General features: G+C 45.9%; 23 protein-coding genes. 21 read left to right on the top strand and 2 right to left on the bottom strand.

The window, feature by feature from the left end; genetic code table 11:
• Positions 1-157: 157 nt before the first annotated feature.
• The 12 genes from MHI38_RS01145 to MHI38_RS01200 all read left to right on the top strand — a co-directional run bounded on the left by MHI38_RS01145 (position 158) and on the right by MHI38_RS01200 (position 11,663).
• Positions 158-619, top strand: coding sequence for a MarR family winged helix-turn-helix transcriptional regulator (locus MHI38_RS01145; RefSeq protein WP_167375624.1), 462 nt, complete (start codon positions 158-160; stop codon positions 617-619).
• Positions 616-1,719, top strand: coding sequence for a beta-eliminating lyase-related protein (locus MHI38_RS01150; protein WP_154889286.1), 1,104 nt, complete (start codon positions 616-618; stop codon positions 1,717-1,719). Before MHI38_RS01145 ends, MHI38_RS01150 begins: the two co-directional genes overlap by 4 nt.
• 235 nt (positions 1,720-1,954) lie before the next feature.
• Entirely contained in the window at positions 1,955-2,764 is an 810-nt protein-coding gene (locus MHI38_RS01155) for a methyltransferase domain-containing protein (RefSeq protein ID WP_261769278.1), read from the top strand.
• Between the two features lie 54 nt (positions 2,765-2,818).
• Positions 2,819-3,448 carry a pentapeptide repeat-containing protein gene (locus MHI38_RS01160; RefSeq protein WP_154889283.1) on the top strand — a complete coding sequence of 210 codons (630 nt, stop codon included), beginning with the start codon at positions 2,819-2,821 and terminating at the stop codon, positions 3,446-3,448.
• A 105-nt stretch (positions 3,449-3,553) separates the two neighbouring features.
• Positions 3,554-5,101: a DEAD/DEAH box helicase gene (locus MHI38_RS01165; RefSeq protein WP_154889281.1), complete on the top strand. Its 1,548-nt coding sequence runs from the start codon at positions 3,554-3,556 to the stop codon at positions 5,099-5,101.
• 106 nt (positions 5,102-5,207) lie between these two features.
• Entirely contained in the window at positions 5,208-5,561 is a 354-nt protein-coding gene (locus MHI38_RS01170) for an MmcQ/YjbR family DNA-binding protein (RefSeq protein ID WP_154889279.1), read from the top strand.
• Positions 5,562-5,629: 68 nt separating this feature from the next.
• A complete protein-coding gene (locus MHI38_RS01175; RefSeq protein ID WP_154889277.1) occupies positions 5,630-6,532 on the top strand; it encodes an alpha/beta hydrolase fold domain-containing protein in 903 nt (300 codons plus the stop codon).
• 184 nt (positions 6,533-6,716) lie between these two features.
• Positions 6,717-7,874: a type III polyketide synthase gene (locus MHI38_RS01180; RefSeq protein ID WP_154889275.1), complete on the top strand. Its 1,158-nt coding sequence runs from the start codon at positions 6,717-6,719 to the stop codon at positions 7,872-7,874.
• Positions 7,861-8,589, top strand: coding sequence for an SAM-dependent methyltransferase (locus MHI38_RS01185; protein ID WP_154889273.1), 729 nt, complete (start codon positions 7,861-7,863; stop codon positions 8,587-8,589). The genes MHI38_RS01180 and MHI38_RS01185 overlap by 14 nt, the downstream gene beginning before the upstream one ends.
• Positions 8,586-9,725, top strand: coding sequence for an NAD(P)/FAD-dependent oxidoreductase (locus MHI38_RS01190; protein ID WP_154889271.1), 1,140 nt, complete (start codon positions 8,586-8,588; stop codon positions 9,723-9,725). Before MHI38_RS01185 ends, MHI38_RS01190 begins: the two co-directional genes overlap by 4 nt.
• Positions 9,726-9,903: 178 nt before the next feature.
• Complete coding sequence (locus MHI38_RS01195) at positions 9,904-11,094, top strand: aminotransferase-like domain-containing protein (RefSeq protein WP_154889269.1); 1,191 nt, start codon at positions 9,904-9,906, stop codon at positions 11,092-11,094.
• Positions 11,095-11,399: 305 nt separating this feature from the next.
• On the top strand, positions 11,400-11,663 hold the full coding sequence (locus tag MHI38_RS01200; protein WP_253500458.1) for a hypothetical protein: 264 nt from the start codon (positions 11,400-11,402) through the stop codon (positions 11,661-11,663).
• Between the two features lie 94 nt (positions 11,664-11,757).
• Here the strand turns inward: MHI38_RS01200 and MHI38_RS01205 are convergent, their stop codons facing one another.
• The gene (locus tag MHI38_RS01205) at positions 11,758-12,183 is read right to left on the bottom strand and encodes a MaoC family dehydratase (protein ID WP_154889266.1); all 426 of its coding nucleotides are present in this window, start codon (positions 12,181-12,183) and stop codon (positions 11,758-11,760) included.
• Positions 12,184-12,379: 196 nt separating this feature from the next.
• Here MHI38_RS01205 and MHI38_RS01210 point away from each other — a divergent pair, with 196 nt between their 5' ends.
• The 8 genes from MHI38_RS01210 to MHI38_RS01245 all read left to right on the top strand — a co-directional run bounded on the left by MHI38_RS01210 (position 12,380) and on the right by MHI38_RS01245 (position 21,214).
• Positions 12,380-13,255, top strand: coding sequence for an AraC family transcriptional regulator (locus tag MHI38_RS01210; protein WP_090915779.1), 876 nt, complete (start codon positions 12,380-12,382; stop codon positions 13,253-13,255).
• Positions 13,256-13,341: 86 nt separating this feature from the next.
• Positions 13,342-14,619, top strand: coding sequence for an ABC transporter substrate-binding protein (locus MHI38_RS01215; protein WP_154889264.1), 1,278 nt, complete (start codon positions 13,342-13,344; stop codon positions 14,617-14,619).
• Between the two features lie 239 nt (positions 14,620-14,858).
• The gene (locus MHI38_RS01220; RefSeq protein WP_154889262.1) at positions 14,859-15,749 is read left to right on the top strand and encodes a carbohydrate ABC transporter permease; all 891 of its coding nucleotides are present in this window, start codon (positions 14,859-14,861) and stop codon (positions 15,747-15,749) included.
• Between the two features lie 15 nt (positions 15,750-15,764).
• Positions 15,765-16,646 carry a carbohydrate ABC transporter permease gene (locus MHI38_RS01225; RefSeq protein ID WP_154889260.1) on the top strand — a complete coding sequence of 294 codons (882 nt, stop codon included), beginning with the start codon at positions 15,765-15,767 and terminating at the stop codon, positions 16,644-16,646.
• A gap of 164 nt (positions 16,647-16,810) precedes the next feature.
• Complete coding sequence (locus tag MHI38_RS01230; protein ID WP_261764564.1) at positions 16,811-18,571, top strand: spore germination protein; 1,761 nt, start codon at positions 16,811-16,813, stop codon at positions 18,569-18,571.
• A gap of 43 nt (positions 18,572-18,614) precedes the next feature.
• Complete coding sequence (locus MHI38_RS01235) at positions 18,615-19,730, top strand: GerAB/ArcD/ProY family transporter (protein WP_154958647.1); 1,116 nt, start codon at positions 18,615-18,617, stop codon at positions 19,728-19,730.
• A 4-nt stretch (positions 19,731-19,734) separates the two neighbouring features.
• On the top strand, positions 19,735-20,925 hold the full coding sequence (locus tag MHI38_RS01240) for a Ger(x)C family spore germination protein (RefSeq protein ID WP_186812301.1): 1,191 nt from the start codon (positions 19,735-19,737) through the stop codon (positions 20,923-20,925).
• A gap of 70 nt (positions 20,926-20,995) precedes the next feature.
• Positions 20,996-21,214, top strand: a complete 219-nt coding sequence (locus tag MHI38_RS01245) for a hypothetical protein (RefSeq protein ID WP_154889254.1) — start codon at positions 20,996-20,998, stop codon at positions 21,212-21,214.
• 125 nt (positions 21,215-21,339) lie between these two features.
• On the opposite strand, the gene MHI38_RS01250 is transcribed toward MHI38_RS01245, so the two are convergent.
• Positions 21,340-22,620: a stalk domain-containing protein gene (locus MHI38_RS01250; protein ID WP_341180849.1), complete on the bottom strand. Its 1,281-nt coding sequence runs from the start codon at positions 22,618-22,620 to the stop codon at positions 21,340-21,342.
• Between the two features lie 178 nt (positions 22,621-22,798).
• On the opposite strand from MHI38_RS01250, the gene MHI38_RS01255 reads away from it, so the two are divergent.
• Positions 22,799-23,167, top strand: coding sequence for a hypothetical protein (locus MHI38_RS01255; protein WP_154889250.1), 369 nt, complete (start codon positions 22,799-22,801; stop codon positions 23,165-23,167).
• Positions 23,168-23,182: the final 15 nt, after the last annotated feature.

Here is a 23,182-nt window from a genome sequence, read left to right on the forward strand (position 1 = left end):
TTTAAATTGTTTGAAGTTGCCGCGCAATGCGCGGCTTTTTTGTGTTCGTTTAGAGATCCGATGTCTGGAGATGTTGAACTGGAAGAATAATGTTGACAGTGTCCACAATCCTTATTAATATAATGTTGACAATGTCCACTAAAAGGGAGGTTTCGTAATGAGCTCTCAACATATTCAACCGGAAGTTCTGGCAGACATGCGGCGGTTTAACCGTTTTTATACCAATATTCTCGGGGTGCTTGATAAGCATATTCTCGGAACAGGATATTCTTTTGCCGAGGTACGCGTCATCATCGAGATTGGCATGCGCGGCGAAAGCATTGCGAACAACCTGGTCGATACCCTCACCATTGATCGCAGCTATATGAGCCGCATCGTGAACAAGCTGACGAAGGAAGGGTTACTCATTAAGGTGGATTCCACAGAAGACAGCCGGGTTAGCCTCATTCGCCTGACGGAAAAAGGGCAGGTGCTGTTTGCTGAACTGAATGACCGATCCGACCAGCAGATTATGAAATTAATGCAAAATTTAAACGAAGAAGAGATTCAAGAGGTATATGCCTCTATGATGAACATCCAAGAGAAGCTGAACAAGAAAGCAGGAGAGAGAGCACGATGATACGATTTGAATGTGATTATAACGAAGGTGCACACGAACGCATTTTGCAGCGATTAATGGAAACCAATATGGAGCAAACGAGTGGTTACGGCACAGATGATCATTGTGAGCGTGCACGTATGCTGATCCGCCAGGCCTGCGATCAAGAAGAGGCAGATGTACATTTTCTCGTCGGAGGTACACAGACCAACACAACGGTAATTGCATCTATTCTTCGCCCACATCAATGCGTCATTGCTGCGGTATCTGGCCATATTGCTGTTCATGAGACAGGTGCGATCGAGGCGACAGGACACAAGGTGCTGACGGTTCCGAGTCTGGACGGTAAAATTACGGCTGCGCAAGTGAAAGCTGTCTATGATGCACATGCACAGGAATCGTCACCAGAACACAGTGTGCAACCGGGCATGGTATACATATCCCAACCGACCGAGTATGGCACAATGTATAGCAAAGCTGAACTTGAAGCGCTGTATGCAGTAAGCAAGGCGTGTGGTCTGCCATTTTTTGTGGATGGAGCACGTCTCGGCTATGCTCTTGCATCCAAAGATTGTGATATGACGATGGCCGATCTTGCTCGACTCTGCGATGTATTTTATATTGGCGGAACCAAAATTGGTGCATTGATGGGTGAGGCGGTTGTTATTCTCAATGATGCGTTGAAACGCGATTTCCGTTATATTATCAAGCAAAAGGGTGGCTTATTGGCGAAAGGAAGACTTCTAGGTATTCAGTTTGAAACGTTGTTTGAGGATGGTCTGTATCTCGAAATTTCCCGTCATGCCGTAGATATGGCTTTGAAAATTCATGATACCCTTAAGCAACATGGTGTGCAGTTCTTGTATGATTCTCCAACGAATCAGCAGTTCCCGATTTTGCCGGATTCCTTGCTGGCACAATTGAGCCAAGACTACACATTTACATTTTGGGAAAAGGTTGACCATTCCCGCAGTGCCGTTCGCTTCTGTACCAGTTGGGCCACTCGTCCAGAAAACGTAGAAGCACTAACGCGTGATATTGTATCACTGCTGCAGAAGGATAAAGATCCAGCTGAATTCGCTGAAGCGGTTGCGGTGTTAGAGACAGCGGCAATGGTATAATTAGAGGCGTGCATACGATCATTCTATAGCTAATTATAGGATGAGATGTGCCTAAGATAGAAATGGAGAGTGTCTTGCAGGTGAGATGTAACCTGTAGGGCACTTCTTTTTATTTTATATGGAAATGATCCAATCCGGATTTTATGTAGAAGTGGTTAGATTAGATTGACATCATTCTCTGATTGATTTAAGTTATTGTAGACACTTTATATCTCTAATATGAAGGAGAGATGTTATGAAACCTGAAGAGAACTCCTTTTCAACGAATACTTCAATGCGTGGGAATCAGTCTGCTTTTTCTATAAATGAATCAACTCAAGCGATCCAAGCTCTACAAGCGATGCTTCCTATACAATCCATGCCTCTCCTAACGATGTTACATCCATCTCCAGGAGAACGGATTCTGGATTTGGGATGTGGGAATGGCATACTGACAGCTAAAATTGCGGCAACCGGAGCGATCACCACCGGAATTGATTTTTCGAAAGAGAGTATTGCGCAGGCTATGGAGAAACATCCCGGACTGGATTTTCAGATCGCAGACGCTGCTCATTATCGGACAAAGGAACGTTATGACGCTGTATTTTCTCATGCTGCATTTCACTGGATGGCTGATGCTCCAGCTGCCTTGAAAACCGTGCAATTAGCGTTAAAGAGAGGAGGACGTCTTGTTACTGAGTTTGCAGGAAGCGGTAATACGGCGATCCTTCTTCATGCGGTTCGGGACGAGTTGCTCACAAGAGGATACACATGGGAAGGGCGGAATCCGTGGTATCACCCTACCGTAGGGGAATTTTCAAGCTTACTGGAGCAACATGGATTCCGAGTGTTATTCATACAGCGTACCGACACGATGAGGCCGCTGAAACAAGGAGTCCGTCAATGGTTGAGCAGCTTTGCATCGTATCTGTTCCATGATATTGAAAGAGCGGAGCAGGAGATGATTATGGGGATCGTCGAAAAGAAAGTAGAACCGTTGCTTTATCATGATGGGCAGTGGAATCTGGATATCGCCAGATTGCGAGTTGTCGCTGTAAAAGGTTAACGAACGAGAATAGCCCGGCTGGCATAAACCACACAAAAATCCGAGGAGGCTCGCATGAAAATAGAGAAACCCAAGCTGACCTTGCAGTTGCTTGAATCTGAACCGACCTATACTTTGGATTCGAAGACAGAGTACAAGGACAAACTGTTCGAACATATGACACTGGACATGCTGGAGGTGAGCAAAGCATCATTCGAGAACGTGGTGTTCCGGCATGTAACCATTCTGGAGTCATCACTTGAACATTGTGAGTTTACGGATGTGCGGTTCGAACACTGCGACTTTTCCAATGTGAATCTGCAAAATACGTTTATGCATCGCACGGAGTGGGCCAATTGCAAACTGGTCGGCACGGACTTTTCCGGTAGCAGGTGGCAGAACGTTAGCATTGTGCAGAGTATATGCGATTATAGCAATTTTCGTTTTACCCATCTTAAACAAGTGGAGTACCTCGAATGTAGTATGATCGGTGCAGACTTTGCCTATCTGAAATTACAGAAGATCGCATTCGGTGCGTGTAGACTGGATCAGGTGACGTTTACCGGAACACCAATGAAAGGATTGGACCTCAGTGATAGTGAATTTGATGCTCTTGTTCTTACGCTGGAGGACCTGGCCGGGTGCGCAATCGCACCGCATCAAGCAGCAACGTTTGCCGGATTAATGGGACTGATCATCAAATAACGTTCAAAAAGATATACAGAATCGTGATTTAGTGTTATCCTTAACTGTTACGTGTGACATAAAGATTCGTTTTATGTAGAGATGTGCGTAGATGAAGGAGATAACATGACATTTCAGGAATTAAATATTATCCCTCCGATATTGGAAGGATTGAAAAAAGCAAATTACAGTAAACCTACTCCGATTCAGGAGCAATCCATACCTGCCGTGCTTGCGGGCAGAGATTTACTTGGTTGTGCGCAGACGGGAACAGGTAAGACAGCGGCATTTTCGGTGCCCATTATCCAGTTGTTGAGTCAAGGCAGCAAGCAGAAACAAGGGTCTCCCGGTAAACAGTCAGATCAAAAAGTAAAATCCGTCCGCGCGATTCGCTCACTGATCTTGTCCCCAACAAGGGAGCTGGCCATTCAAATATCCGATAATATTAAAATGTACAGCAGATACACCGACATTCGCTCCGTGGCAATTGTGGGCGGCGTATCCCAAAGAGTGCAGGAGCGCGCACTGCAACAGGGCGCAGACATTATTATTGCTACACCTGGACGCTTGATGGACCTGGTGAATCAGAAGCAGATTGATCTGAGCAAAGTAGAGATTCTTGTACTCGATGAAGCTGACCGTATGCTCGATATGGGTTTTATTCATGATGTGAAGCGCATCATTGCCAAGATGCCAAACAAAAAACAGACTTTGTTCTTCTCGGCAACCATGCCGCCAGAGATTGTGAAGATGGTGCAAACACTATTGGTGAACCCTGTGAAAGTGGAGATTACCCCGGTATCTTCAACGGTAGATCGTATTCAACAGTCTGTATATTTGCTGGAGCAAGGCAAGAAGCAGAACATGTTAAATCATATTTTGCAGGATAAATCTATCGCTACTGCACTGGTATTTACTCGTACGAAACGCGGAGCAGATCGGGTCACGCGAGATTTGGCCAAAATTAATGTAACGGCGCAAGCGATTCACGGCAACAAGTCACAGAACGAACGCCAACGGGCGCTGAACAATTTTAAAAGTGGTGTAACTCGTGTGCTGGTTGCAACTGATATTGCAGCGAGAGGTATCGACGTGGAGGAGTTGACTCATGTCATCAACTTCAATCTGCCGAACATCCCTGAGACGTATGTCCACCGTATTGGACGGACAGGCCGAGCGGGGAAAAGCGGGATGGCGATCTCGTTCTGTGAGAAGGATGAACTTCCTTTCCTGAAAGATATCGAGAAAGTTATCAAAAAATCGATTCCCGAAGTGAAGGATCATCCTTACCCGATGACGAACATGCCTGTGTTTGTACCAATGAATCAAACGAATCAAGGTAAACGGACAAAACCAAGTTCCAGAACAGTGGACAGTAGATCTGGATTTAATCGCGCTACTGCGGATAAACCGGCGAAATCCAAAGCCAATCCGGCGCGTAAGCCAAAGTCCGAATGGTTTACCAAACGAGACAAAGTAGCATCCGGTGGTAGAAGCGAAGAGCGTAGCTCGAATGGTTCACGTTCCGGACGTAGCGACAACCCTCAAGCCAAAGTTAAGGGTGCATCGTCATCTGAGAGAGTACGTAAAGCAGATCATAGCCAAACTGGTAGCCGTTCTACGTATCAGAGCCAACAGCGCCGTAGTAAAACGCGCAATGATAAAGTTAATTAACATACTAGGAACGAAGCCTTCTCCGATCTATTGGAGGAGGTTTTCTTTGTGTAAGGCTTCGATTAAAATGGAAGATAAACGAGTTCAGTTTAGAGGGGGAAATGTTGTGACTAATAGTATTATGAATTATTGTCTTGGCAAAAAAGGTGCTGTGAAGGAATTTCCATTCGGGCCTGACGCGGCAGTGATTAAGGTAGCCGATAAAATGTTTGCACTTCTGTTTGAAGGCAATGGAGAGAACAGTCGTTTGAATCTGAAATGTGATCCGATCATTGCGGAGAACCTGAGAGAGCAGCATGAGGCTGTTATTCCCGGTTATCACATGAATAAAAAGCACTGGAATACTGTTAAACTGGATGGTTCCCTACCAAATGAGGACATATATGCCATGATTGATCACTCCTATGACCTGATCGTGCAGAAGCTTCCAAAGAGGATTCAGGAGACACTGAGCGAATAGATTTAATGAGACCAGATGCGGTTGTAGCAGTTTTCGGAATACACAAAGATGATGAGGAGTGGATGTGAATGGATCAACAGCAGCAGATCGCCATGGTTCAACAAATGCGTCAGCAAAGCTCGGGAAATGATCAGAGTCTCCAACCAAGTCTTACATATGATGTTATTGTAAAAGAATACACGATTCCTACCTCCGCCGGAGAAACCCGGGTGTTGGTGTATGTGCCGAACCGCAAGAAGAACGAACAAGCCGTAACTTGGCCCGTGTTCTTTAACATGCATGGAGGCGGCTTTGTGCTGGGTCAGGCTGACGGGGACGACCCTTGGTGTCGTTTGATTGCAGATCGTGCAGCATGCCTCGTCGTGAACATTGATTATAAGTTAGCACCTGAACACAAATTTCCCACGGCTGTCCATGAGTGTTATGACGTCGTGAAATGGATGCATTCCAATGCAGATCAGTTCTCTGCTAATGCAACTATGTTTGCTATTGGTGGTCATAGTGCGGGAGGCAATCTGGCAGCATCGGTATGCTTGCTGAATAGGGAACGTGGGGGCGAATTACCAATACTGCTCCAAATTATTGATTATGCTGTGCTGGACGTGGCTACAGAACCCGGGGAGAAACCTGACTTTCCGGAAGCTATCCCAGCCCATGTGGCTAGAACGTTTAATGCAATGTATTTATCAAAACCAGAGGATGCTTCGAACCCCTTAGTTTCTCCGTTGCTTGCCGAATCACTCTCTAATTTGCCTGAGGCTCTGATTATTACTGCGGAGAGAGATTCTCTAGCTGAAGAAGCGCGTGCATATGCCGCGAAGCTGGAAGCAGACGGTGTAAAGGTGACCCACAAAGAGTACGCAGGGGCAGTGCACGGTTTTACACATCATGGCGATATTGAAATGGCTGAAGATGCTTGGTATTTGATGAGTGACAAGTTGAGGAACGTTTTTAGCCGCGCAGAAGTTTGATATAGAACGATGACGTTGAAGCCGCCTATGGGCGGCTTTTTTGTGTGAAGTTATAAAGTTCGTCAAACGGGGCTTCTGAGTATGTCATCATCTTAATAAAATATATAATTGGGGATTACAACTTTTTCATAAAGGGTAAGAGGTGTTAATTGCAGGTAATCATAACCAAAATCAGGAGGTTCATATGAATCTAAATAATCCTTCGAGTGATATCGCCATTCTTGGCATGGGAACGGCTCTCCCTGTACACAAGGTAGCTCAGTCGGACATTGCGGAGCTTATCGCTTCTTCACTGGTTGATCGACCGGATTTGGCGAGGTTCGCCAAGCGTATTTTCAAATCTTGTGGTGTAGAGACACGGTATACCGTAGAGCCGAGTTATCTTGGCACATTGGAAGAATGCCGTTATATCCCCTCAGGTGAACAGCCAGATATTCCAACGACACGGGAACGCATGGATACATACCAGCGGGAGGCGCTTCCTCTGGCGATCAGAGCAGCGGAAGAAGCGATGCAAGACGCGCAGATATCTCCCGAAGCGATAACTCATATGATAACGGTTAGCTGCACCGGACAGTATCTGCCAGGACTAGATGTGCAACTGATCCAACATTTCGGACTTTCTGCTCGAGTGAACCGATTACCACTTATTTTCCAGGGTTGTGCAGCAGGATTAAAAGCAATCCAGATGGCTCGTGACGTCGTACAGGGTGTTCCTGGCTCGCAGGTGTTGGTTGTTTGCGTGGAATTATGCACGCTTCATTTCCAGCCGGTGCAAGATCGGGAGGCACTGTTTGCTGCGTCGTTCTTTGGAGATGCCGCTTCTGCATCCATCGTGGGTACGCCAGAAGCGCAGCACAGAGACTACCTGAGTCTGGGAACCGGCTATTCGGTGTTGCTACCGGATTCGACGGAGGACATGACGTGGAAAGTGGCCGATTACGGATATGATTTGCATCTGTCGCCACGCATCCCGAAGTTACTTGGCAATCATTTGCAAGAAGAACTGAGTCTTTTGCTGCAAAGTGAACAGCTCCCCGAACTATGGGCAATACATCCGGGCGGACGAGGAATCGTAGATTCTGTTCAGGAAGTGATGAATCTGAAGTCGGAACAGACGAAGTACAGTCGGGATGTTTTGAGAGATTACGGCAACTTGTCTTCGAATACGATCTTGTTTGTGCTGCAAGCGATGCGCATGGATATGAAAAAGCAGGAACAATCATCGACGGAAGGCGTAGCTATGGCTTTTGGTCCCGGACTTACTGCAGAATTAATGAAATTCACGTATGTTCCGGCGTTAACATCGGTCATGGAGGAGCAGGATCATGTCCTTCTTTAGAAGATTAAGCAGTCGTGCCAGAGAAGACGAACTGATGGATGACTTTTCGATGGGTGGAGAAGAACTGCGTGAAGCGTTGCGACATTTACGGCGGTTGAACAAAATATTTGCTGCTCCGGGTCCCACCGTGTCCGGTGTGGAGAAGTTATGGAAATCCGTCGGTAAGCCGGATACCCTGACACTACTGGACGTTGGTGCGGGTTCAGGAGATGTGAATCAGAAGCTATTACATTGGGCGAAAAAAAAAGGGATAGATATGCAAATTACGCTAGTGGATCTGACCGAAGAGGCTTGTGAGGAAGCAAGACAGTTGTTTCAGAACGAGCCTCGTGTTCGAGTACAGCGTGCCGATCTAACAGCGTTGCCTGATGATTCAGCCGATATTGTGACAGGCTCACAGTTCATTCACCATTTCGAAGGAGAACAGCTTGTGGACATGGTTGGTCATATGCTTCGTGCTTCGAGATATGGCGTGGTTATCAACGACATTCACCGTCATCCGGTGTCTTATAAAGCGGTATGGATTACAACCAGACTTATCTCGCGTAACCGTTATATTCGTCATGACGGACCGTTGTCGGTAGCCAAGGGATTTACAGATCAGGATTGGCAGGAACTCAAGCAGCGGTTGAACCATGACACGATGACCTATGAGTGGAAACCGTTATTCCGGTATTCTGTGGTGATTCCGCGAAAGGGAGGCCTCGTAACATGATGAAATCAACCGATGTAATCATTGTTGGAGCTGGCATTGCGGGCAGTAGTTGTGCGATCGAACTGGCCAGGCAAGGTCATCGAACGTTGTTACTCGATCGGCAACAGTTTCCCAGACATAAAACATGTGGGGAGTTCATGTCACCTGAAACGAAGGAGATGCTGGAGCGTCTTGGCATTCATCTGTTGAATCAGGAGAAGAGCCCCAGCAGTATGGATCATGCTCGAATTACGATGCCGGATGGTGGTGAGATTGAAGCACCTTTGCCTGGATTCGCCTATGGAATAAGCCGATATGAGCTGGATCAACTTCTGCATCAGCAGGCTTATACCGCCGGGGCTGAAATTTTAACGAAAGTGAATATTACTTCGATCCGGCAACTTGAAAATCAGAGTTATGAAGTCGAGGTGAAGCAGGGCAATGAACGGAGATGTTATCAAGCCAAGGCGGTTATCGGGGCATATGGCAGCAAAAAGTTGAGAGGAACAAGTAGCGAAGAAGGGGTTCGGGACGAGACGATATATGTCGGTGTCAAATCTCATTACAGAGGTATTAACATACCGGCTAGGGTAGAATTATATTTTTGTGATGGTGGTTATGTGGGCATATCCCCGATTGAAAACGACACGGTTAATGTTGCCGCATTGTTAACACTTGATTCTGTACAGGGGAGCGGCAAGTCGGTAACAGAGATTTTGCAGGCGGCCGCGATGACGAATTCAAATCTGGCGGCTCGTTTAGCAGAAGGGGAAGCCATTCAGGGAACCCAAGTGTCTGTTGCGCCTTTGCAATTGTCTCATGTCCCGGAACCGTGGTCCGATTATCCGCATATTGGGGATACTATGATGGTCATTCCACCTCTGTGCGGAGACGGGATGTCCGTTGCCCTTCGTTCTTCGATCGTGTGCGTGCGGTGGACAGATGCATACCTTAAGGACGAGGTTGACTATACCACATGGCAAAGCGAGTATACACTCGAAGCGAATCGGGAGTTCGCACCATTGCTTCGAAGAGCCAGAACGATTCAGAATCTTGCCTTCGCCAAAACCAACCGCTTTTATCCTGCTCTAGCTCGAATGTTTCCAGGATTGGCAACCTACGTTGTAAAAGCGACGAGACTGTCTGAGATGAGATAAGCTGCCGAGAGCAGCTTTTTGTCGTTACTACAGGTGTTCAAAACAAGGATTCACAACATTTTGTATGAAAAAGGAGCATGACTCTTTGGCAAATTGAAAAATGCTCGTATAATAGAGTCTAATGTATCAATAGAGCTAGAACTCAGATAGATTAGATGCCGAGAGGATGTTACTAAAGATGAATTATACCTTTTCCAACCGGATTGCATCACTGCAACCGTCTATTATTCGTGAGATTTTGAAAGCTTCTTCAGGTCAAAATGTAATCCCATTCTCAGCAGGCAATCCTGCGCCAGAAACGTTCCCGATCGAAGCGATTCGTACCTTCACCCAGTCGATTCTGGAACAAGATCCGGTTACCGCGTTGCAATATGGCATTACGGAAGGATACGTACCGCTTCGTGAAGCACTCCAGCAACACCTGGAACAGAATTTCAACACAGGTAAGCCGTCTGACCAACTTTTTATCGTGTCAGGGGCACAACAGGGGATTGAGCTTGCGTGTAAAGTGCTGTGTAATGAAGGCGATACAATTATCTGCGAAAGTCCCAGCTTTATCGGTTCTCTGAATTCCTTCCGTGCTTCCGGTGCGAAGCTGGCAGGGGTTCCGATGGAGACGGACGGTATGGACATTGATAAACTGGAGCATGCGCTGCAAACCGAGCCGAATGTAAAAATGATCTATGTTATTCCTAGTTTCCAAAATCCTACAGGTGTAACCACCAGTCTGGAGAAGCGCCAAGCGATCTATGCACTGGCTAAGAAGTATGGTGTTATGATTCTGGAGGATAATCCATACGGGGAGCTTCGATTTAAGGGTGAGGATGTGCCAACGATTAAGTCTATGGACGAAGACGGCTTGGTCATCTATGTCGGATCGTTCTCCAAAATTTTGTCGGCCGGACTGCGAGTTGGCTTTGTACAGGCGCCGCATGAAGTCGTGGAGAAGATGGTTGTAGCCAAGCAGGGGGAAGACGTACATACAGCGATGCTTCCGCAGATTCTGGCTCATCGTTTTATGACGGAGTATGATTATGCAGGGCATATCAATCTTATTCGTGATGTCTACCTCCGAAAGGCTACACTTATGATGGACAAACTACAAGAGCATCTAGGCGATGCTGTGACCTATACTCGTCCAGATGGCGGACTGTTCCTATGGTGTGATCTGCCTGCTCATGTACCGATGGTGGATTATGCCAAAACTGCTGCTGCGCAAGGTGTAGCTGTAGTACCAGGAAATGCGTTCCTCGTGAATGAGCAAGATCCGTGCAATGCCATTCGATTGAATTTCTCAACACCGTCAGACGAACAAATTGTTAAAGGTGTGGAGATCCTTGGACAAGTGTTAAGGAACTCGTTCTCGTAAAAAAACAAATTTATGACGAAGCCGCCCATGGGCGGCTTTTTGTATGATCAGATTAGCCAGTCGTCATTATTGGGTTCGTAAAACAAGCGAAGATAGAGGTTATAAGTCTGGTACAGCATTTCATAACCGAATATTTATCTGCACGCCAGCAAACATTAAAATCTTGTTCAATGTTGACAGAAGTCTACGTGGCTACTATAGATGACTTATGTGCATTGACACAGATGAGCAAAGGAAACTTATACCATCACTTTAAAAATAAAGAGGTACTGTTTCTCCAGCTGCTTACTCAGCATACTGAACAAATGTCACAAAAATGGCTTCGTTTGATGGAGCATACTTCGTCTCCCAGCGAACAGCTGCTTGAAATGGCTGATTTATTCGGAAGAGATTGTGAAAGTCCATTAATCCAGGCGCTTGAAGAGTATTCCAGAACACTTTCTAGCGAATCCGAGTCATTGACTACATTAAAGGAGATCACAGAAGTAGCCTATACTGCAATTAGGCAGGTGTTGCAGACGGAGATGAATACGCGGCTCTGCATGTCAAAGCGGTTAAGTTGCTTTTAAAGGGAATTGCTATAGGTTGACCAGGGAGTCGTCACTATTCGGTTGTTTGTAGGGTACAAACATTTTACCGAGTAGACGACTCTTTTTTAGTCTTTTAATTGTCCACCAGCGCACTCAATTCTGCCCGAAATACATTCTGGCCCTTTTGGTTATATGTACTGAGCAATACCGTCACCGTGCCATTCCCGGTTCGTCTCGGACGAAGTTCGGTGACTTCAGCGATAACGTGAAGTTCATCCCCTGGATAGACAGGTTTCAAAAATTGAATATGGTTCATACCAGTGCCAGCGATAATATGCTCACCATACACGCCAACATCGATCCATAGTCGGAACGTGACATTCAGGGTCTGCATGCCTGATGCAATCAGATCTCCGAAGCGTCCTTTTTTCGCTTTGTCCTCATCCAGATGCATATATTGCGGATCGTAAAGTTCGGCAAAATGAAGAATGTCCTCCCTCGTTAAGAGAACCGATCCGGTTTCGTAACGCTGTCCTAGTTTAAAATCGCTGAATTTCATGTTTGACCACTCCGATTTCTTTGGATTTACTTAGCATATATTAACATGCTTATGTTCAATCTCCCTAACCATTGAGATCAGAAATTTGGATGTTTGGTCCTATTTTAGATAGAATATGAGAAACGGGGAAGTACATGCAGGCATAAGTATAGAAACATGAGGCAGATGTGTATGGAAAAAAGAGGAGGCAAATGACATGGGCGTACCTACTTTTCTCGAAACAGGTCACATGGCCGAAGGGTTTCCCATTCGGTTAATTTATACAGGTGCAGAATTCAATTATGCGGCACATTGGCATGATGAAGTGGAACTTGTTATCGTGACTGGAAAACATGCACGAATCGGTGTAAATGAGCAAATTTTTGAACTGAACCAAGGGGATATGGTTCTAATCAAGCCGGGGGACGTGCATTATTTTATGCCAGGCACCGGAAGGCTGACGATTTTGCTGTTTCGGCTTGAATTGTTAACCGGGAGCTTTACGAGTGAAGCGGAGATGCAAGAGCTGGGAACACTTTTGAATCAAACGTCCATCATTCCGTCGGGCAGTCAGTCCAACCCGGGTCCTTATATTGATGCGATTGCCGTGGAGAAAACAAATCAGAAACCCGGTTACCGCTGGATTATGGTATCTCGGTTATATGATCTAATCGTCTTGTTACTACGTACCACGCCCCCGGCTTCACAAACGGATTCGTCGCCATGCTGGCCTTGCGTATCTTCCAAAAAGTTCGAGTTTCTCGAATCCGTATGCGAGTATTTGGAAGAGCACTATGCCGAGCCGATTAAGCTGGAGCAGGTGGCAGAACATATGAAGTTCAGTAAGTTCCATATCTGCAAACTATTCAAAGAAATCAAGGGCATAACGTTAATGGAATATTTGAATCATTTTCGCATTATTAAGTCGGAGTGGGCGCTTTTGTTTCGTCAGGAATCCATTTTGGAGATTGCGATCAGTCACGGATTCAACAATGTGAACTCCTATAATCGTCTTTTTAAAAAATATAATAACTGCACGCCGTCCGAATTTCGCAAACGTCATCGTTCCAATATCGCAAAATATCAAGGATGATTGACAATATTTGTGGAGAAAGCCATCGCTCAAATTCTTATACTCAAATAAATTGTAAGCGTTTCCTTTTCAGGGAGGGTACTTTTATGAAGAGATGGTTTAAGCGGTTTGTTGTACCAGTCACGCTGCTTGCAAGTTCTATACTCTTGCTCGTCGGTTGTCAGACAGGTGCATCCAATCAAGCGAAGCAACAGGAGATTACGGTCTGGAGTTTTACGGATGAGGCAGGCTATGCGATTGAGAAATTCGAAGAGAAGTATCCAGATATCAAAGTGAATTTCGTTAATATTCCAGGCAACTTTTACCTGACCAAGCTCAAATCAGCACTTCAGACCAGTTCCAAAGCACCCGACGTGTTTATGATTGAAAATGCAAATATTCGGGAACTCATTGATGTACCATATTTGGAAAATTTATCAGCTGCACCATACAATGCAAACGAGTTAATTAAGGAGCAGTACCCTTTTGTTCAGGCTAATGAGCAGGATAGTGAGGGGAACGTTCGCGCCATTGGATATCAAGGTACACCTGGTGGCATCTATTATCGCCGTGATCTGGCGAAGGAATATCTGGGTACCGATGATCCAGAGAAAGTCAGCGCCCAGATTGATACATGGGAGAAGATTTTTGCTATCGGAGAAAAGGTTCAAGAACAAAGTGGCAACAAGGTACATGCACTGGCGAACTGGAACGGGATAGCCAACTCGTACGGTGGCATTCCTTGGGTGAAAGATGGGAAGCTCGTCATTGATCCTACGTATATGAAGGTGCTTGATCTGGTGCGTGAGGCAAGGGAGCGGCGTGTACTTGGTGAGTACGAGGATGGAAGTGCAGGGTATGCAGCGTCCATGCAAAAAGGTGAAGTGATGTTCTATCCTGCGGCGACTTGGGGATTGCAGTTTACATTCAAAGCAAACGCACCCGATACCGAAGGGTTATGGGGTTTGGCACACGGGCCTTCGTCCTTCAGTTCAGGAGGGACTTACATCGCGATGTATAACAAGAGTGATCAGAAGGATGCCGCCTGGAAATTCATTGAATTTTACAACTTTAATCACGAATTTCTGACGGGACTTGCCAAGGAGCAGGATTACTTTACGAGTAACATGGTCGTGAATGACCAGCTTGCAGACTCGCTGACTTCAGCCTATCTGGGTGGACAAAAGCATTTTGAATTTTTCTCAGAGGCCGCCAAGCAGGTTCCGGTGTATGAACGCACTAAATATGACGGTATCATCAGCAATGATATCTATCGAAACTTGCTGCAGTTGTATCTAAACGGCGATATTCAGACGAAGGAAGAAGTGGTGAAACGCATCAAACGTGACGTGCGCTTAAGGTTCCCAGAATTAGAGGTAGAGTAAGTTGAACAAATATGGTTACACAAGCACTCCGATGACAGAAGAGTCTTTCAATCGCTGTTATCCCCAAATTTTTCTGATTCCCTTTCTAAAAGGGGAAAATCCGGTGATAAAGGCGACCGCTTCGCTTTTCCAGCTTTCTTCTGTCCTCTCCGTTGATTGTGTAAACGCTTAGTTAAACTTAATGGAAGATAAATCAATAAGAGCAGTCATTTTCCAGGTTGATGATTGGAGGACAGCACATGTTTGCCAAGACAATTCGAAAAGACCATTACGGGTACTACTTTATTGCTCCTTTTTTTATCGTGTTTGCCATCTTCGGACTGTATCCGATTCTCTACTCGCTATATATCAGTTTCACGAATTTCGACGGGATCACAACACCTGAGTTCGTCGGAATTGGTAACTATGTCGCGGTGCTTCAAGACCCGCTTTTCTACAAAACATTGTTTAATACACTCTTCATTTGGGGTGTATCGGTAGTACCACAACTGACGGTCTCCCTTGTACTTGCTTTTATTTTGAACGACAAGTTGTTAAAAGGACGGGATATTTTCCGGGCGGTATACTTCTTCCCTAACATCGTTACGGCTGCTTCGCTCGGTTTGCTTGTCAGTCTGATCTTTGATTGGCAGTCGGGTGGACTGAATCATTTTCTCGTGCAGACAGGGATAATTCAAGACCCGATCAATTGGAAAGATGACCCTTGGTTTATGCGGCTAATCGTGTCATCCATTCTGTTCTTCCAGTACTTTGGTTATTCAATGGTCATCTATCTGGCTGGATTACAAGGGATAGATCCAGCGCTGCAAGAAGCTGCACAAATCGATGGTGCCAAGAAAAAACATATTTTCCTGCACATCATCGTGCCGATGCTCAAACCTATTATATTGTTTCAGATTATTACCTCGATCATTGGGGGCATTCAGATCTTTGACCAGCCGTTTACGTTGACCAATGGTACAGGAGGGCCGGACCGTGCGGCAATGACCAGCATCATGTACCTATATAATGTAGCGTTCCAAAGTACACGTTTTGGTTATGGAGCTGCCATTGCATTTTGTCTGTTCATCATTATTATTCTGTTATCGGTTGCATCCTTCATCATGACCAAACGGAAGAGCCGTTCATAGGGAGGGAGAGATTGTATGCAAACTGCTAAAGTTGCCGCGCAGCGAGAGACCGTAGTTCAACACCATGCGCTTCGTCAGCGGCTGACATTGGGGAAAATCCTCATTTATCTGTTTCTGATCGCCCTCGCTGTATTGTGTGTGATTCCGTTTTACCTGATGCTGATCTATTCTACACATAACAATGCGTCGATTGCTTCAAGCTTTACGTTTCTTCCGGGTGCGTTTCTGATAGACAATTATGTGAATATGGCTTCAAAAATCAACATTTGGCGTGGCTTTGCCAACAGTTTCTTTATCGCTGGTAGCTCTACAGTGCTGTCGCTGTATATCGGTGCTTTAACGGCTTATGGTTTTGCCAAGTTTAACTTCAAAGGACGCACCGGATTGTTTCTGTTTCTGCTCGCCACGATGATGGTTCCGGGTCAACTGGCGCTAATCGGGGTATACCGGTTGTTCAGTACGCTTGGCCTGCTGGACAGTTATGCGGCGATTATTTTACCCGCGGCGGCGAATGCCTTTAACGTATTTTTCATCAAACAGTTTATGGAAAGCAGTATTCCGGATGAGATCATTGAGTCGTCAAGAGTAGACGGTGCAAATGAGTTCAGGACGTTTAATCAGATTGTACTGCCCATCCTTGGGCCAGCGATCTCGGCTCTGGGGATTTTCACCTTTATCGGGTCATGGAATAACTTTCTGACACCACTCGTACTCTTTTTCTCCTTAGATAAGTATCCGCTACCCGTCTTGGTCGCTCTCGTTCAGGGCTACTACGGTATGGATTACGGATTGTTGTATCTGGGCGTAGCGATTTCGATATTGCCGATTATTGTTGTGTTCGCCGTATTTTCGAAGCAGATTATCGGAAGCGTTGCACTGGGTGCTGTAAAAGGATAGCTACTACACACAATCTGTGCAGTGGCAGTTAAATGTTAGTTTAGAAGAGAGTCGCTCACGGAGCGGCTCTTTTCGTCGTTCGGATTGCATATTTCTGGTGAAGGAAGCAAATGATATCTTTTACTGAGAATACTTGGACGAATCGGCGGAAAGGGGGGGAGCCCATGAGTCAAAACAGTCAAAATACAAATACCAACTCAGGAACAAACTCAAACACGAACTCAAGTACAAATACCAACTCAAGCACAAGCACCACGGAACAACAGGATTCGAAGCAAGGTGCAGAGCGGTCAACCGAACAAAATATGAAACAGGATACAAAAGAAGAAAAAAGACAAGAACAAGATCAAGATCAGCAAGAAAAAGAAAAAGAAAACGACGAAAACAGCGGAAACAGCGAAAAATCAAAACAGAATAAGGATCAAAACGCGAAGAAAAATACGGATCAGGATTCAAACGAGAAAGAGAAAGAGAAGAAGAAAGAGAACAAAGAGAACAAAGGCAAGGATCAATCGGATCAAGAAAAACAAGAAACGCAGCAGGACTTGCCCTTAACAGGAGATTTGGTTATTGATGAAGAGACATTACGCGCCGTATTTACGGACTGTTCCGATGTCATATTTCATTCATTCGAGACCGCGGGCTTCACCTCGGCACTATGTGTATATTGTGTGGGTTTATGTGATACGGAGCGGCTTGAGCGTCAGGTGCTAACGCCAGTTCAGGAGATTGGCATGGAGGCTGCTCAGGTTCCTCTATCTTCCGTAAAAACCGTTGAAACGTCGAAAGAGGCCGCAGAAGCGATATTGGAAGGAGAAGCACTTCTGTTGCTGGAAGGCTCCAATGTCGCAACAACGTATCCGCTTTATAAAGCCGCTAATCGTTCGACAGAAGAGCCTCTAGCTGAATCAACGGTTCGTGGTGCAAGGGACGGATTCACTGAATCGCTCGCAACAAATCTTTCTTTGGTTCGTAAACGGCTCAAAACACCTGCACTAAAATTCCGAACACGCACCGTTGGAGAAAGCTCCAATACCAGCATTGCACTTGCGTACGTAGAGGGTATTATTGATGCCTCTCTGGTGAAAGAGGTGGAGCAGCGACTGGATCGGTTAAGAGTCCGGGACATTCTGGAAAGTCAGTATATTGAGGAAGATATCATCGATCAGCGATTCTCTCCTTTTCCTCAAATGATTGCTACAGAACGTCCGGACGTGGTGGCCTCCAATCTGATGGAAGGGCGATTTGCGATACTGGTGGACGGAACACCGTTCACACTGGTTGCCCCTGTAACGTTGTTTTCCATGCTGCAGTCGCCTGAAGATTACTATCAATATGTGTTTATGAGCGTATTCCTCCGCTGGCTGCGATACGTATTTTATGTTTTGTCCTTGTTGTTGCCTTCGGCTTATGTCGCGATCACGACCTATCACCAGGAGATGATCCCTACAGTGCTGCTACTCAGTATCGCTAGGGCCAGAGAGGAGATTCCTTTTCCCGCACTTGTAGAGGCACTGATTATGGAAATCGCCTTTGAAGCGCTCCGGGAAGCCGGTGTTCGCCTGCCGAAACAGGTAGGTTCCGCGGTCAGTATCGTTGGCGCACTGATCATTGGACAAGCTGCAACCACGGCGGGTATCGTCTCCGCTCCGATGATTATTATCGTGGCGATCACAGGGATTGCGTCCTTTATGATCCCTCGTTACTCTGCTAGCATATCGACACGACTTCTTCGTTTTCCCATTATGATTTTGGCTGGAACGCTGGGCTTAATCGGGGTTATGTTGGGCATCATTTTGATCGTCATTCATTTGAGCAGCCTTCGCTCATTTGGTGCACCGTATCTGTCTCCGGTTGCACCAACGAATGCCAAAGGGTTGAAGGATCTGTGGTGGCGTCCAGCACCTTGGAACAAGCCGCGATAGGGATTAGATTGCATTAAGGATGTAGGAGAGGGCGGGAAGATTCATGTTAACTGACCAAGGAAGAATATCGGAGACACAGCTGGCGTTCATGATCTTCCCGGCTGTTATTGCCACTGCGATCTTGTCTGTACCTGGAATTACAATGCATTATGCCGGACATGATATGTGGTTATCTCCTATTATTGGATCGGTTATAGGACTTGCCGCCATTGGTATATCACTTGGACTAGCACGGATGTACCCCGGAAAATCGCTCATTGAATCCAGTGTGCTCGTGGCTGGTCTCATTCCAGGCAAGCTAGTCGGACTTATTTATATTTTGTTCATGCCTCATCTAACCGGGCTGATTATAAGAGAATATGGTGAGTTTATCGCCAATAATGCACTTCCGCGCACACCGATGTTTGTAATCATGGGCACGATGATGCTCGTTTGTGCGATTAATGTCAGACTTGGCATAGAAGTGGTTGGCAGGACAGCCCAGGTTTTTGTAACACTGGTCATGGCTATGCTGGGTCTCGTCTTCGTACTGCTCATTGGGGAATTGCACCCGTCAGAATTGTTTCCTTTTATGGAAAATGGGCCGATGCCTGCCGTCAAAGGAGCGCTCGCTCCTGCCGCCTGGTTCAGTGAATATATCGTAATTGCCTTTCTCCTGCCGTATGTAAATCGCCAAAAAAGAACCGCTCGTGTGATGCTCGGCTCTTTATTGACAACAACGATAGTGATGACCGTTATTAATGTGGTTTGTCTCTTTTTAATTGGAGATTTGACCGATACATTTGTTTTCCCGGTGATGATCGCTGCCCGGTACATTACGATTGCAGACTTTCTACAACATATTGAATCCCTCATAATTGCCGTGTGGATCTTTGGTATGTTTGTGAAGGTTTCCGTATTTCTATATATATCTGTGACGTCCACAGCGGAATGGTTCGGTCTGAAGGATTACAAGCCCCTAGTGAGCCCGCTTTCCTTTCTCTGTATGATTTTTTCGTTTTGGGTAGCTTCGAGCAGTTCGGGGTTATCCAGTTTGGTAAGTCCTTCAGCCAATTTGTATACGATCGCCGTTTTACTGGTTCTTCCAGGGGTGACTTACGGGATAGCTTGGGTGAAAAAGGGGTGGGCTTATGTGCGAAAAAAACGTACGGATGGCTGATCCCATGAAAAAAAGAATGATCTCTGCATGCAATACTTGGCTTCTTATCTGTTTTTGTTGCACATTACTCACGGGATGCTGGGATCGGATTGAGATTAATGATCTCGCGATAGTACTGGCAACCGGAGTGGATTACAAAAATGATCAGATCGAACTGACATCACAGATCTTTATTCCCCGTAAAGCTGGGGGAGGAGACAGCACGGGGAGTGGAGGCAGTCCAAGCGGGGTAACACTAACTCGATCGGCTGAAGGTCATACCATTGCAGAGGCTTTGAATCGCTTGCAACGGAAAGTGCCGAGAAATATGTTTTGGGGACACTGCGAAGTAATTGTGATTAGCGAAGACGCCGGAAAAAAAGGCATACGCGAATTTATCGATTTTTTCCTTCGATACCCCCAGATCAGGGAACATGCTTATGTTTTTTCAACACCTGACCCTGCCAAAAACATTCTTGCCTTGCTGGACCCATTGGAACGAAGCTCTGCGGAATCTTTGCGTGAGATGGCCAATATGAAACTAGGTACACGGATAACCGTTCTGGAACTCGCTCAATCCATTGAAGGCCCTAACCAATCTGTCATTTTGTCCCGTATGTTGACTCTTGCACCTGACGAGGGACAGGATAAATTAACAACGACGCCATATATCAAAGGACTAAGTCTTTATAAGGGCGATAGGTTTAATCGGAGTGTACAGGAGCCGTTAACCGTTGGCATTTTAATGCTTGCTAATGAATTAAACAACATCATCATGCCTGTAAATGTAGAGCCTGAGAGAGGTTCCTTTTCGATCCAGCCGCTAGAAGTGAAGACGATTTTGAAGCCGAAAATTTCGGGTTCACAGTGGAGCATGCAGGTGGATGTACAGGCAAGGGGAGAGGTGTTGTTGAATACAACCAACGGGGATCTCACAGATCCTGCTGTGTTGAAAAAGCTGGAGGAAACCTGGGCGTCACAATTGAAAGACATGGCAGAGTCGGCCCTTCGATTATCCCAGCGAGAGATGCGAACGGATCTGTTCAAGTTCGCGGTGGAGTTCCGCAGATATTATCCGAAACAGTGGAAGGAGCAGGAGAAGAGATGGGAGCAGATCTACTCTGAGCTTGATGTGGATATCCAGATTCATGCGCAGGTTGTACGTACAGGTAAATCTGCCGGGCCTCAGGGCATCCCGGATGAGCAGGGGAGATGAGCGATTAACTGTGGAAGTAATGCCATCACTCATGGGGATACGAGATATGATAGACAGAAGGTGATAAGTTATGAAAATTGCTTCTATGTTAGGTATTCTGTTGTTAGCCGGAACGATCATCTATGTGGAATGGAAACATAGCGAAGAAAAAAAAGTCCGGATGATTACAACAGGAGTCAGCGCTATCAGTGCGGTCATTGGCATGGTCCTGTTATTTGATCCCCAGTTGCCGGGACCGGGTGTGATCATTAAACTGCTGTTTGGCGGTATAGATAAGGTCATGAAATAAGAAGAGAAGGTGATGAAGTACACAAAAAAGCACGTTCCTTGTACAGTCAGTCAAGGAGCGTGCTTTTTCCTGCTTATTTTGAATTAGATTATGAAGTTCAATATAGCTATGAGAAGGTAGCTTTATTATTCCTTAATTACCGATGCTTGCACAGCAGATTGCATATCAGCGCTATACGTGCGGAATAGGCCAAGCCGCCAGAAGGCTGCACCCTTCAGATCGTAACGCTTGGCAAGTCCGAGCTTGTCCCCGACAGATGCAGGTGTCTCACTATTGATGTTGATGCCAAGCAAAATCTTTTCTTTGGGCACTCCTGCCTTGAGTGCGAGTGCAATTGCCTGATTGACCAGACTGTTCGGCTCCGCAACTTGAGCTTTGGTTCCTGCAGGATTATATTGGTAGGCCATAATGATAAGGTCATCCGCCAGCGTAGCCAGTGTTTTGTAATCATACCCTTTGTAGGCGCTATTGAGCGGAGGAACAGCCAGAGAGATGGCGATCTCTTGAGGTAGCGATTCCCTTAGCTGTTTCACATACTGATTCAGCAATTGTTGTTGCTCTACAGCGTCCAGTTTGAAGCCGAGTCCCTCAAAATCAAGCACAACCCCACCAAAGCCATACTCCTGAATGGCTGCTTGAATGCCTTCAATGGATTTTTGCCTTAAAGTGCTGTCACCCAGTACTTTAGTTAGCTCGCCATTTCCATCCAGCGCATACACCATCAAACTGGGCTGGATTTGTTGACTTGCCGCGTCAGCTACAATGGATTTAGGGGTTACTTCACCCGCGGCAGCAGGAACCTGATATTCTTTCCCTTCCAGTGTAAACGTACCATCTCGGTCAATGCGGCTCCATCCAAAAGCAACCGAATTCATAGAAGGTAACAGATCGATTTCATGGTAGGCTTTTACGGCATAGAACGCTCGGAGATGCATTTCACGTTGAGGTGATACCATAGAGACGGTTCGTGTAGCCTGATCCCAGCCTGTACGGACATCGAATTGGCTACTGAATGAACTCAGCGGAATAAGTACACGTCCTTCCCGTTGCACAGGTGCGGCAGGGAGATTCACTTTCTCTCCATTTACAGTAGCTGTCTTGCTTCCAACCTGAAGAACAACTTTCGTTGTTTTTCCTTTGGATGTGTTCACCGCGGTCATGGTCTGTGTTTTGTTGTTCCAGCTAATACCAATGCCGAGTGCTTCTCCGACCGTCCGGAATGGAACATAGGTTACTCCTTTATCAATCCGGGGTGCTGCATCGAAGGTTAAGGGTACATGATCCAATTGAACAGAGATCGCAGGGGCTGCTTGAAGTTTTTGGGATTGAGTTGCAGGTATACTGCCCATCATGGATATTACCATGGCGGCTGCCACAGCGATTTTCCCAGTACGTTGTATAAACATAAATAGGTGGACCTCCAGGCGTTGTGGTTTGGCGTAAATCTACCAAACTAATGAAATTTGGCAAATCTATCATAACAAAATTTTCATATTGTTCCAATACAAGAAAACATAGAATCTGCATAACACAAGCTGAATGGAAAGTATAGTGGAGTATATGGTGTGAAAGGAGTGTGACTCTTTGCCGAACTCTACAGGGTTTATCTACAATCCAACTTCAGGTCCTACACAGTCTACACAAATTATCGTCACTTGCATTAACGATTCGTTGAATGCTCCTGTCAGTGTTGAATTGGAGGTATTCAGGTGGGATACAACTCAATTGACTCGGATTCCTATTGGTCATGATTTAGTTGAAATCTTGCCGCAAGCAACAAGGACTTTCATCTATCCGTTGATTAATGCTGCGTTTTTTGAAGTTCAAAGTGATTTCTTTAGCGCAACCAGTACGGTAATCCATGTCTATGGCGTTGATTCTACGGGTCAGATTATACAGCGCATTCTACAATCTGAAATGACGTTAATTGACCGATTCACCAATATCCCTTAGAAGAAAAGAGGTGAA

The sequence above is a fragment of the Paenibacillus sp. FSL K6-1558 genome, from assembly GCF_038002565.1.
Taxonomy (GTDB): domain Bacteria; phylum Bacillota; class Bacilli; order Paenibacillales; family Paenibacillaceae; genus Paenibacillus; species Paenibacillus polysaccharolyticus.

Bases quoted from the DNA above. Each gene is read 5' to 3' on its own strand.
- MHI38_RS01145 (WP_167375624.1), top strand. From the start codon at position 158: ATGAGCTCTCAACATATTCAACCGGAAGTTCTGGCAGACATGCGGCGG.
- MHI38_RS01150 (WP_154889286.1), top strand. From the start codon at position 616: ATGATACGATTTGAATGTGATTATAACGAAGGTGCACACGAACGCATT.
- MHI38_RS01155 (WP_261769278.1), top strand. From the start codon at position 1,955: ATGAAACCTGAAGAGAACTCCTTTTCAACGAATACTTCAATGCGTGGG.
- MHI38_RS01160 (WP_154889283.1), top strand. From the start codon at position 2,819: ATGAAAATAGAGAAACCCAAGCTGACCTTGCAGTTGCTTGAATCTGAA.
- MHI38_RS01165 (WP_154889281.1), top strand. From the start codon at position 3,554: ATGACATTTCAGGAATTAAATATTATCCCTCCGATATTGGAAGGATTG.
- MHI38_RS01175 (WP_154889277.1), top strand. From the start codon at position 5,630: ATGGATCAACAGCAGCAGATCGCCATGGTTCAACAAATGCGTCAGCAA.
- MHI38_RS01180 (WP_154889275.1), top strand. From the start codon at position 6,717: ATGAATCTAAATAATCCTTCGAGTGATATCGCCATTCTTGGCATGGGA.
- MHI38_RS01185 (WP_154889273.1), top strand. From the start codon at position 7,861: ATGTCCTTCTTTAGAAGATTAAGCAGTCGTGCCAGAGAAGACGAACTG.
- MHI38_RS01190 (WP_154889271.1), top strand. From the start codon at position 8,586: ATGATGAAATCAACCGATGTAATCATTGTTGGAGCTGGCATTGCGGGC.
- MHI38_RS01195 (WP_154889269.1), top strand. From the start codon at position 9,904: ATGAATTATACCTTTTCCAACCGGATTGCATCACTGCAACCGTCTATT.
- MHI38_RS01200 (WP_253500458.1), top strand. From the start codon at position 11,400: ATGTCACAAAAATGGCTTCGTTTGATGGAGCATACTTCGTCTCCCAGC.
- MHI38_RS01205 (WP_154889266.1), bottom strand. From the start codon at position 12,183: ATGAAATTCAGCGATTTTAAACTAGGACAGCGTTACGAAACCGGATCG.
- MHI38_RS01210 (WP_090915779.1), top strand. From the start codon at position 12,380: ATGGGCGTACCTACTTTTCTCGAAACAGGTCACATGGCCGAAGGGTTT.
- MHI38_RS01215 (WP_154889264.1), top strand. From the start codon at position 13,342: ATGAAGAGATGGTTTAAGCGGTTTGTTGTACCAGTCACGCTGCTTGCA.
- MHI38_RS01220 (WP_154889262.1), top strand. From the start codon at position 14,859: ATGTTTGCCAAGACAATTCGAAAAGACCATTACGGGTACTACTTTATT.
- MHI38_RS01225 (WP_154889260.1), top strand. From the start codon at position 15,765: ATGCAAACTGCTAAAGTTGCCGCGCAGCGAGAGACCGTAGTTCAACAC.
- MHI38_RS01230 (WP_261764564.1), top strand. From the start codon at position 16,811: ATGAGTCAAAACAGTCAAAATACAAATACCAACTCAGGAACAAACTCA.
- MHI38_RS01235 (WP_154958647.1), top strand. From the start codon at position 18,615: ATGTTAACTGACCAAGGAAGAATATCGGAGACACAGCTGGCGTTCATG.
- MHI38_RS01240 (WP_186812301.1), top strand. From the start codon at position 19,735: ATGAAAAAAAGAATGATCTCTGCATGCAATACTTGGCTTCTTATCTGT.
- MHI38_RS01245 (WP_154889254.1), top strand. From the start codon at position 20,996: ATGAAAATTGCTTCTATGTTAGGTATTCTGTTGTTAGCCGGAACGATC.
- MHI38_RS01250 (WP_341180849.1), bottom strand. From the start codon at position 22,620: ATGTTTATACAACGTACTGGGAAAATCGCTGTGGCAGCCGCCATGGTA.